Origin of the sequence: Streptomyces sp. A012304 (genome assembly GCF_026008495.1) — a bacterium.
Lineage (GTDB): Bacteria > Actinomycetota > Actinomycetes > Streptomycetales > Streptomycetaceae > Streptomyces.
Map to the genome: position 1 here is coordinate 300,170 of NZ_BQUN01000098.1, position 10,229 is coordinate 310,398.

The 10,229-nt window shown below is 71.1% G+C and carries 8 protein-coding genes and 1 pseudogene; 4 read left to right on the top strand and 5 right to left on the bottom strand.

The genetic code is table 11. From position 1 onward, the window contains the following. Positions 1-438 (top strand): annotated as a pseudogene (locus tag ALMP_RS24300) (glucose-6-phosphate isomerase); the annotation flags it as partial. A 106-nt stretch (positions 439-544) separates the two neighbouring features. On the opposite strand, the gene pgl reads toward ALMP_RS24300, so the two are convergent. Genes pgl through tkt form a run of 5 tightly spaced genes read right to left on the bottom strand, consistent with a single transcriptional unit; the run spans position 545 to position 7,200 of the window. After that, positions 545-1,327, bottom strand: a complete 783-nt coding sequence (gene pgl / locus ALMP_RS24305; protein ID WP_264931718.1) for a 6-phosphogluconolactonase — start codon at positions 1,325-1,327, stop codon at positions 545-547. Further along, a complete protein-coding gene (opcA, locus tag ALMP_RS24310; protein ID WP_264931720.1) occupies positions 1,324-2,421 on the bottom strand; it encodes a glucose-6-phosphate dehydrogenase assembly protein OpcA in 1,098 nt (365 codons plus the stop codon). Before opcA ends, pgl begins: the two co-directional genes overlap by 4 nt. Continuing rightward, the gene (gene zwf / locus ALMP_RS24315) at positions 2,418-3,956 is read right to left on the bottom strand and encodes a glucose-6-phosphate dehydrogenase (protein WP_264931722.1); all 1,539 of its coding nucleotides are present in this window, start codon (positions 3,954-3,956) and stop codon (positions 2,418-2,420) included. The genes opcA and zwf overlap by 4 nt, the downstream gene beginning before the upstream one ends. A 4-nt stretch (positions 3,957-3,960) precedes the next feature. After that, complete coding sequence (gene tal, locus ALMP_RS24320) at positions 3,961-5,079, bottom strand: transaldolase (protein ID WP_264931724.1); 1,119 nt, start codon at positions 5,077-5,079, stop codon at positions 3,961-3,963. Between the two features lie 33 nt (positions 5,080-5,112). Continuing rightward, a complete protein-coding gene (gene tkt / locus ALMP_RS24325) occupies positions 5,113-7,200 on the bottom strand; it encodes a transketolase (protein WP_264931725.1) in 2,088 nt (695 codons plus the stop codon). Positions 7,201-7,609: 409 nt separating this feature from the next. Between tkt and ALMP_RS24330 the strand changes: the two genes are divergently transcribed. From ALMP_RS24330 to ALMP_RS24340, 3 genes are all read left to right on the top strand, one after another. Continuing rightward, positions 7,610-8,578: a heme o synthase gene (locus ALMP_RS24330; RefSeq protein WP_375803525.1), complete on the top strand. Its 969-nt coding sequence runs from the start codon at positions 7,610-7,612 to the stop codon at positions 8,576-8,578. 93 nt (positions 8,579-8,671) lie between these two features. Next, positions 8,672-9,004: a hypothetical protein gene (locus ALMP_RS24335; protein ID WP_264931728.1), complete on the top strand. Its 333-nt coding sequence runs from the start codon at positions 8,672-8,674 to the stop codon at positions 9,002-9,004. 109 nt (positions 9,005-9,113) lie between these two features. Continuing rightward, the gene (locus tag ALMP_RS24340) at positions 9,114-10,220 is read left to right on the top strand and encodes an amidohydrolase (protein ID WP_264931730.1); all 1,107 of its coding nucleotides are present in this window, start codon (positions 9,114-9,116) and stop codon (positions 10,218-10,220) included. Positions 10,221-10,229: the final 9 nt, after the last annotated feature.

Sequence of the window (10,229 nt, forward strand, 5' to 3'; positions counted from 1 at the left end):
TTCATCGGCTTCGCCGAGCCGGTGAGCGAGCTGAGCGACGAGCTCAAGGCACAGCACGACCTGCTGATGGCCAACTTCTTCGCCCAGACCCAGGCGCTGGCCTTCGGCAAGACGCCGGACGAGGTGCGGGCCGAGGGCGTGCCGGAGGAGCTGGTCGCCCACAAGACGTTCAAGGGCGACCACCCGACGACCACCGTCCTCGCGCGCGAGCTGACCCCGTCGGTGCTCGGTCAGCTCATCGCGCTGTACGAGCACAAGGTGTTCGTGCAGGGCGCGGTGTGGAACATCGACTCCTTCGACCAGTGGGGCGTGGAGCTGGGCAAGGTCCTCGCCAAGCGCGTCGAACCCGCGCTGACCGAAGGGGCGGACGTCCCCGGTCTGGACGCCTCGACGCGGGCCCTGGTCGCCAAGTACCGGGAGCTGCGCGGCCGCGGCTGACCCCGAACCCGTGGCAGGGGCACCCCCGAACTTCCGGCAGGGGTGCCCCACACAAGAGGAAACCCGTACGGCCGTCGACCGTACGGGTTCCTCGCGGGTGTTTCCCTCAGGGAGAGGCCGGCGGGTACAGCGCCCTCGGGAGCCGGGAAGCCGCCGCGGAGTCCAGCAGCCACAGGGTGCGGGCCCGGCCGCGGGCGCCCGCCGCCGGGGCCTGGATCTCGCCCGCGCCCGACAGGGCGATGGCGGCCGCCCGCGCCTTGTCCTCGCCGGCCGCCAGCAGCCACACCTCACGGGCCGCCCGGATCGCCGGGAGCGTGAGGGTGACCCGGGTCGGCGGGGGCTTGGGCGCGCCACGGACGCCGACCACCGTGCGCTCGGTCTCCCGCACGGCCGGCAGCTCCGGGAAGAGCGAGGCCACATGGGTGTCCGGGCCGACGCCCAGCATCAGGACGTCGAACGTGGGCACCGCGCCATGGTTCTCCGGGCCGGCCGCGCGGGCCAGCTCCTCGGCGTAGGCGGCCGCGGCCGCCTCCACATCGGCGCCGTGGGGGCCGTCCGACGCGGGCATGGCGTGCACGCGCTTCGGGTCCACGGGGACGGAGTCCAGCAGCGCCTCCCGGGCCTGGGTGACGTTGCGCTCCGGGTCGCCCTCCGGGAGGAACCGCTCGTCGCCCCACCACAGGTCGATCCGGGCCCAGTCGACGGCGTCCCGGGCGGGCGCGACGGCCAGCGCGGCCAGCAGGCCGTTGCCGTTGCGCCCACCGGTGAGGACCACGGAGGCGTGACCCCGGGAGGCCTGCGCGTCCACGATCTTCGTGATCAGCCGGGCCGCCGCGGCCTGGGCCATCAGGTCCTTGTCGCGGTGCACGACGAGCTGCGGAGCACTCACTTCGCCGCCGCCTTCTTCGCCGGGACCTTCCGGGCGGTCTTCTTCGCCGCCTGCTGCGCGGGGGCCTTCGCGGCCTCCTCGACAGGCGTCTCCACCGCGACCGGCTCGTCCGCGGCCGGCTCCTGCGCCGCACCCTCGCCGGTGGCGGCGGTCTCCTGGGCGGCCGGGGCCGCGTTCAGCCGCTCCACCCCGAACCGCAGCGCCGACGCGTAGGTGTCGTCCGGGTCGAGGCGGCGCAGCTCCTCCGCGATCAGCTCGGCCGTGTCCCGGCGCTTGAGCGCCACCGCGCGGTCGGGCTGGCCCTCGATGGACAGCGTGGCCAGCGAGCCGTCGGCCCGGTCCAGCACGATCGGCCCGCAGTCGGTGGCCATGCGCACCGCGGTGAGCCCCGGCCCGCCGGACAGCGAGCGCTGCACGGGGACACCCAGCCGGTCGCCGAGCCACATCGCCAGCAGCTCGCAGCTCGGGTTGAACTCCTCGCCCTCCACCTCGACCGACTCCACCTTGCAGGTGACCTGGTCCAGGGCCGCGGCCAGCATCGAACGCCAGGGCGTGATGCGGGTCCACGACAGGTCCGTGTCGCCGGGGGTGTAGGTGCCGGAGCGGGTCGTCAGGTCCCGGACCGGCTGCTCGGCGGCGTAGGTGTCGGTGACGCGCCGCTGGGCCAGCGCGCCCAGCGGGTCGTTGGCCGGGTCGAGCGGCGCGTTGACCGGCCACCACACGACGACGGGCGCGTCGGGCAGCAGCAGGGGCAGCACCACGGACTGGGCGTGGTCGACGACCTCGCCGTACAGCCGCAGCACGACCGTCTCGCCGGTTCCCGCGTCCGCGCCGACCCGCACCTCCGCGTCCAGGCGGGACTGGGTGCGGTCACGGGGGGAGCGGGAGACGCGCTTGATGACCACCAGCGTGCGCGAGGGGTGCTCGTGCGAGGCGTCGCTGGCGGCCTTCAGGGCGTCGTAGGCGTTCTCCTCGTCCGTGACGATGACCAGCGTGAGGACCATGCCGACGGCCGGGGTGCCGATCGCCCGCCGGCCCTGCACCAGCGCCTTGTTGATCTTGCTGGCCGTGGTGTCCGTGAGGTCTATCTTCATGGCCGGCGCCAGCTCCGTCCGTCTCGTTCGAGCATCTCGTCCGCCTCGACGGGCCCCCAGGTACCGGCCGGGTACTGCGCGGGCTTGCCGTTCGCGTCCCAGTACTCCTCGATCGGGTCGAGGATCTTCCAGGACAGCTCGACCTCCTCGGTGCGCGGGAAGAGGTTCGAGTCGCCCAGCAGCACGTCCAGGATCAGCCGCTCGTACGCCTCCGGCGAGGACTCCGTGAACGACTCGCCGTAGGCGAAGTCCATCGACACGTCCCGGATCTCCATCGAGGTGCCGGGCACCTTGGAGCCGAAGCGGACGGTCACGCCCTCGTCGGGCTGGACCCGGATGACGATCGCGTTCTTGCCCAGCTCCTCCGTCGCCGTGTGGTCGAAGGGGGAGTGCGGGGCGCGCTGGAAGACGACCGCGATCTCGGTGACGCGCCGGCCGAGACGCTTGCCGGTGCGCAGGTAGAAGGGGACGCCCGCCCAGCGGCGGTTGTCGATCTCCAGCTTGATCGCCGCGTAGGTGTCGGTCTTCGACCGCGGATCGATGCCCTCCTCCTGGAGGTAGCCGACCGCCTTCGCGCCGCCCTGCCAGCCGGCCGCGTACTGGCCGCGCACGGTGTCCCGGCCCAGGTCCTTGGGGAGCCGCACGGCGCCCAGCACCTTCGTCTTCTCCGCGGCGAGCGCGTCCGCGTCGAAGGAGGCGGGCTCCTCCATCGCGGTCAGCGCCATCAGCTGGAGCAGGTGGTTCTGGATGACGTCACGGGCGGCGCCGATGCCGTCGTAGTACCCCGCCCGGCCGCCGATGCCGATGTCCTCGGCCATGGTGATCTGCACATGGTCCACGAAGGACCGGTTCCAGATCGGCTCGAACATCGTGTTGGCGAAGCGCAGCGCCAGGATGTTCTGGACGGTCTCCTTGCCCAGGTAGTGGTCGATGCGGAAGACCTGGTCCGGGGCGAAGACCTCGTGGACGATCGAGTTGAGCTTCTCCGCCGACCGAAGGTTGTGGCCGAACGGCTTCTCGATGACCGCGCGCCGCCAGGAGTCCTTCGTCTGGTCGGCCAGTCCGTGCTTCTTCAGCTGCTGGATGACCACGGGGAAGGCCGACGGCGGAACCGACAGGTAGAAGGCGAAGTTGCCGCCCGTGCCCTGCGCCTTGTCCAGCTCCTCGATCGTCGAGCGCAGCCGCTCGAAGGCGTCGTCGTCGTCGAAGGTGCCCTGCACGAAGCGCATGCCCTGGATGAGCTGCTGCCAGACCTCCTCGCGGAAGGGGGTGCGGGCGTGCTCCTTGACCGCGTCGTGGACCTCCTGCGCGAAGTCCTCGTGGGCCCATTCGCGGCGGGCGAAGCCGACCAGCGAGAAGCCCGGCGGCAGCAGACCCCGGTTGGCGAGGTCGTACACCGCGGGCATCAGCTTCTTCCGTGACAAATCGCCCGTGACGCCGAAGATCACCAGGCCCGACGGCCCCGCGATACGCGGGAGCCGTCGGTCGGCGGGGTCACGAAGCGGGTTCGCTCCGGAACCGGAAAGGGGGGACAAGGCTTCAGCCCTCCGAAGGGGCGAGGCGCTCCAGCTCCGCCTCGGTCGACTTGAGCAGGTCGTTCCAGGACGCCTCGAACTTCTCGACGCCCTCCTCCTCCAGCAGCTGCACGACCTCGTCGTAGGAGATCCCGAGCCGCGCGACGGCGTCGAGGTCGGCGCGGGCCTGCTCGTAGGTGCCGGCGACGGCGTTGCCGCGGATCTCGCCGTGGTCCTCGGTGGCGAACAGGGTCGCCTCCGGCATGGTGTTCACCGTGTTCGGCGCCACCAGCTCGTCCACGTACAGCGTGTCCTTGTACGCCGGGTCCTTCACACCGGTGGAGGCCCACAGCGGACGCTGCTTGTTGGCGCCGGCCTTCTCCAGTGCGCTCCAGCGGTCGGAGGAGAAGACCTCCTCGTACGCCTCGTAGGCCAGGCGCGCGTTGGCGACACCGGCCTTGCCACGGGCGGCCTTGGCCTCGTCGGTACCGAGCCCGTCGAGCCGCTTGTCGATCTCGGTGTCCACGCGGGACACGAAGAAGGACGCCACGGAGTGGATCAGGGAGAGGTCCAGGCCCTTCTCGCGCGCCTTCTCCAGGCCCGCCAGGTAGGCGTCCATCACCTCGCGGTAGCGCGCCAGCGAGAAGATCAGCGTGACGTTGACGCTGATGCCGTTGCCGATGACCTCGGTGATCGCCGGCAGGCCCGCCCGGGTGGCCGGGATCTTGATCAGCGTGTTGGGGCGGTCGACCAGCCAGGCCAGCTGCTTGGCCTCGGCGACCGTCGCCTTGGTGTTGTGGGCCAGACGCGGGTCGACCTCGATCGACACCCGGCCGTCCTGGCCGCCGGTGGCGTCGAAGACCGGGCGCAGGATGTCGGCGGCGTCGCGGACGTCCGCCGTCGTGATCATGCGGATGGCCTCTTCGACGGTGACCTTGCGGGCGGCGAGGTCCGACAGCTGCTGGTCGTAGCCGTCGCCCTGCGAGATCGCCTTCTGGAAGATCGACGGGTTGGTGGTGACGCCCACGACGTGCTGCTGGTCGAGCAGCTCGGCGAGGTTGCCGGACGTGATCCGCTTGCGCGACAGGTCGTCCAGCCAGATCGCGACGCCTTCCTCGGAGAGGCGCTTCAGTGCGTCTGTCATGGAATTACATCTCCTACGTGTCGTATATGGGCGTCAGCGCTGGGCGGCCGCGAGGGATTCCCTGGCCTTGTCGGCCACGTTCTCGGCAGTGAAGCCGTACTCGCGGAAGAGGACCTTGCCGTCGGCCGAAGCACCGAAGTGCTCCAGGGAAACGATGCGACCGGCGTCCCCGACGTACTTGTGCCACGTCAGGCCGATGCCCGCCTCGACGGCGACCCGGGCCTTCACCTGCGGCGGCAGCACGCTGTCCCGGTACCCCTGGTCCTGCTGCTCGAACCACTCCACGGACGGCATGGACACGACCCGCGTCGCGACCCCGTCGGCCTCGAGCCGCTCGCGTGCCTCGACGGCCACGTGCACCTCGGAGCCGGTCGCGATCAGGATCACGTCCGGCGTCCCGGTGGACGCCTCGAACAGGACGTAACCGCCCTTGGCCGCGTCCTCGTTGGGCTCGTACGTCGGCACGCCCTGACGGGTCAGCGCCAGACCGTGCGGCTGGCCCTTGCCGAACTCCTTCGTCCAGCGCTTGAGGATCTCGCGCCAGGCGATCGCGGTCTCGTTGGCGTCGGCCGGGCGGACGATGTTCAGGCCCGGGATGGCGCGCAGCGAGGCCAGGTGCTCGACCGGCTGGTGCGTCGGGCCGTCCTCACCGAGACCGATGGAGTCGTGCGTCCACACGTACGTCACCGGCAGGTGCATCAGCGCCGACAGCCGCACCGCGTTGCGCATGTAGTCGGAGAAGACCAGGAAGGTGCCGCCGTAGACACGGGTGTTGCCGTGCAGCGCGATGCCGTTCATCTCCGCGGCCATGGAGTGCTCGCGGATGCCGAAGTGCACCGTGCGGCCGTAGGGGTTCGCCTCCGGCAGCGGGTTGTCGGCCGGGAGGAACGACGACGTCTTGTCGATGGTGGTGTTGTTGGAGCCGGCCAGGTCGGCCGAGCCGCCCCACAGCTCGGGGATGACCGCCCCCAGCGCCTGGAGCACCTTCCCGGACGCGGCACGGGTGGCGACGCCCTTGCCCGGCTCGAAGACGGGGATCTTCTCCTCCCAGCCGGCCGGCAGCTCGCCCGCGGCGATGCGGTCGAACTCGGCCGCGCGCTCGGGGTTGTTGTCCCGCCACAGCTGGAAGGACTTCTCCCACTCGGCCTTGGCCTGGGCGCCGCGCTCCAGCGCCTTGCGGGTGTGCGCGATGACCTCGTCGGACACCTCGAAGGTCTGCTCCGGGTCGAACCCGAGGACGCGCTTGGTGGCCGCGACCTCGTCGTCGCCGAGCGCCGAGCCGTGCGCGGCCTCGGTGTTCTGCGCGTTCGGGGCGGGCCAGGCGATGATCGAGCGCATCGCGATGAAGGACGGCTTGTCCGTCACCTTCTTCGCTTCCTCGATCGCGTTGTAGAGAGCGTGCGGGTCGAGGTCGCCGTCCGGCTTCGGGGCGACGCGCTGCACATGCCAGCCGTAGGCCTCGTACCGCTTGACGGTGTCCTCGGAGACGGCCGTGGCGGTGTCGCCCTCGATCGAGATGTGGTTGTCGTCCCAGAGCAGGACCAGGTTGCCCAGCTTCTGGTGCCCGGCCATCGAGGACGCCTCGGCGGCGATGCCCTCCTGGAGGCAGCCGTCACCCGCGACGCAGTACACGAAGTGATCGAAGGGGGACTCGCCGGCCGGGGCCTGCGGGTCGAACAGGCCGCGCTCGTAGCGGGCGGCCATCGCCATGCCGACGGCGTTGGCGACACCCTGGCCCAGCGGACCGGTCGTCGTCTCCACACCCACGGTGTGGCCGTACTCGGGGTGACCGGGAGTCTTCGACCCCCACGTGCGGAAGGACTTCAGGTCCTCCAGCTCCAGGCCGAAGCCGGCCAGGTACAGCTGGGTGTACAGGGTCAAGGACGAGTGGCCCGCGGACAGCACGAAACGGTCGCGTCCGACCCAGTCGGCGTCCGCCGGGTCGTGCCGCATCACCTTCTGGAAGAGGGTGTAAGCGGCGGGCGCCAGGCTCATCGCCGTACCGGGATGGCCGTTGCCGACCTTCTGTACGGCGTCGGCGGCCAGGACGCGGGCGGTGTCCACGGCCCGCTGGTCCCACTCGGTCCACTCGAGGTCTGTGGTGGTCGGCTTGGTGCTCACCCTGAGTCAGGGCTCCTCTCCACATGTCGAAAACCGGCTGCTTCGGGCACGCGCCCACCGGCTGCCGGTGCACTGGGTGCCCACCGGCCGCTGTCGAGCCTACCCCCGTGAGGACGTGCGTTTTTTCGAGTCATTCCAGACTGCCGGGCCGCATCGGGATCCGCCTGCCGACTGGCCGGAATCGCATTCGGCACATGAATACGGAGCCGCTCATCTGACTGCTCAATCGAGCCTCGGGGCGACCGATGAGCGCGCCCGTGACAGGCCCCGGGGAGCACCGCCGAGCGCCCCCTCGGCCGGCCGGGCCAACACGACCCCACCCCCGCGAAGGGCGAGGTATGGGCAACGTCTACAGTGGCGTGGTACGCGCGAGCCTTTACCGGGACTTCACACGGGGAGGCTTGCTGGGATGTCTCTGTCAGGGGTGTGCGTGACGGCCGTTGAATCCCGTCCAGCGGGGGTTATCGGGACGAGCCAGAGCCCGAGTCGGCGGCCGGTCGGGGCCCGGGTCAAGGCGTTCGTGGCGCTGACCAAGCCACGGATCATCGAGCTGCTGCTGATCACCACGGTTCCCGTGATGTTCCTGGCGCAGCAGGGTGTGCCGGACCTGAAGCTGGTCCTGCTCACCTCCGTCGGCGGCTATCTGTCCGCGGGCGGCGCCAACGCGCTGAACATGTACATCGACCGCGACATCGACGCGCTGATGGACCGCACCTCGCAGCGGCCCCTGGTCACCGGCATGGTCAGCCCGCGCGAGTGCCTCGTCTTCGGCATCACCCTCGCGGTGGTCTCGACGCTCCTGTTCGGCCTGGCCGTCAACTGGCTCTCCGCCTGGCTCTCCCTCGGCGCGCTCCTCTTCTATGTCGTCGTCTACACGATGATCCTCAAGCGCCGTACCTCGCAGAACATCGTGTGGGGCGGCATCGCCGGCTGCATGCCGGTGCTGATCGGCTGGTCCTCGGTGACGAACTCGCTGTCGTGGGCCCCCGTCGTGCTCTTCGCGGTCATCTTCTTCTGGACGCCGCCGCACTACTGGCCGCTCTCCATGAAGGTCAAGGACGACTACGCGCGCGTGGGCGTGCCGATGCTCCCGGTCATCGCCTCCAACAAGGTCGTCGCCAAGCAGATCGTGATCTACAGCTGGGTGATGGTCGCCGTCTCGCTGCTGCTGACGCCGCTCGGCTACACCGGCTGGTTCTACACCGCGGTCGCGCTCGCGGCGGGCGGCTGGTGGCTGTGGGAGGCGCACGCCCTGCAGAACCGCGCCAAGGCGGAGACGACAGGCGCGAAACTGAAGGAGATGCGCCTGTTCCACTGGTCCATCACCTACGTCTCCCTGCTGTTCGTGGCGGTGGCGGTGGACCCCTTCCTGCGGTAGATCCCCTACGGCTTCCAGGCGGCCGGGGTGCGTGGTCAAGGCCACGCGCCCCGGCCGTCGCCGTTCCCTCTACCCGTCGGTAGCATCCTGACCATGGCAGACACCAAGCAGGCGGACGCGAAGGCCGAGCGCACGGCGGCCCGGCTCGCCCAGCAGATCAGCAGCTTCTCCAATGCGCACGGCGGAGCCGAGAGCCAGATCGCGTACCTCGGGGAACGCGGTGCCCGGATCGTCCTCGTCGGCGAGGACGGCGGCTGGGGCGACCTCGTCGCGCCCTCCGTCGAGATCGCCCGGAAGGCCGTCGAGAAGGCCGGCGTCACCGTCCACGAGACCTTCGACGGCGAGTTCGCGGCCAAGGTGAAGACCGGGCCGTACGAATGGACGCGCATGGCCGGGATCCAGGTGGGCGGGCCGCGCAACACCTGAGCCGCCCCGGGCCGCCCAGCATCTGAGCGTCACCTCAGCAACACCTGACGCCCGCTCCGACCGTTAGGACCTGCAAGGAGACAGAGGTCCAGTCGCGGGGGAGTCCGGGATGATCGAAACGCCGTCCCTGGTGGACCAGTACTGCCACGGCGTCCTGCGCACGGAGCTGGGCCTCGGCACCTTCGAGGCCCAGCTGGCCCGCACCCAGGGCCCGCCCGCCCCGGGCACCACCCTCTTCGACACCCAGACGGGCTTCGCCGTACGCCGCTGGTGCCCCCCGCTGCTCGGGCTGGAGCCGCACTGCCCGCCCGCCCGCTACCTCGCCCGGCGCCGTGAACTCGGCGTCCTGGAGTCACGCCGCCGACTGCTGCGCGGCAGCGGCATCACGACGTACCTCGTCGACACCGGCCTGCCCGGCGACCTCACCGGACCCGAGGAGCTCGCCTCCGCGGGCGCCGCGCGGGCCCGTGAGATCGTGCGCCTGGAACCTCTCGCCGAACAGGTCGCCGACACCTCCGGAACCGTCGAGTCCTTCCTCGCCAACCTCGCCGAGGCGGTGCACACCGCCGCCGCGCACGCCGTGGCCTTCACCTCGGTCGCCGGAGCCCGGCACGGCCTGGCGCTCGCACCCGAGCCGCCCGGCCCGGGCGAGGTGCGCGGCGCCGCGGGGCGCTGGCTGGCCGCACGCCGCGTCGGCGGCGAGCTGAGCGATCCGGTGCTGCTGCGGCACCTGCTGTGGATCGCCGTCGCCTCCGGGCTGCCCCTGCAACTGCACGCCGGACTCGGTGAGCCGGACCTGCGTGTCGACCGCACGGACCCGGCCCTGCTCACGGACTTCGTCCGCGCGACGGCCGGCCTCGGCACCGACCTGGTCCTGCTGCACGGCTACCCCTACCACCGCCACGCCGCCCACCTCGCCGGAGTCTTCCCGCACGTCTACGCCGACTCCGGCGCCGCGCTCGTGCGCACCGGGGCCCGCGCCGCCACGATCCTCGCGGAGATCCTGGAACTGGCCCCCTTCGGCAAGATCCTCTTCTCCAGCGGGGCCCGGGGGCTGCCCGAGCTGCACGTGGTGGGCGCCCGGCTGTTCCGCGAGGCCCTGGGGCGGGTGCTGGGCACCTGGGTCGCGGAGGGCGCCTGGTCGCTCGCGGACGCCCAGCGGGTCGCGGGGCTGGTCGCGGCGGGCAACGCGCGCCGGGTGTACCGGCTCGGCTGAGATCGACAG

What these genes read in the sequence shown, in the direction of transcription:
- ALMP_RS24335 (WP_264931728.1), top strand. Translation starts at nt 8,672, where the DNA reads ATGGCAGACACCAAGCAGGCGGACGCGAAGGCCGAGCGCACGGCGGCC.
- opcA (WP_264931720.1), bottom strand. Translation starts at nt 2,421, where the DNA reads ATGAAGATAGACCTCACGGACACCACGGCCAGCAAGATCAACAAGGCG.
- tal (WP_264931724.1), bottom strand. Translation starts at nt 5,079, where the DNA reads ATGACAGACGCACTGAAGCGCCTCTCCGAGGAAGGCGTCGCGATCTGG.
- ALMP_RS24330 (WP_375803525.1), top strand. Translation starts at nt 7,610, where the DNA reads ATGTCTCTGTCAGGGGTGTGCGTGACGGCCGTTGAATCCCGTCCAGCG.
- ALMP_RS24340 (WP_264931730.1), top strand. Translation starts at nt 9,114, where the DNA reads ATGATCGAAACGCCGTCCCTGGTGGACCAGTACTGCCACGGCGTCCTG.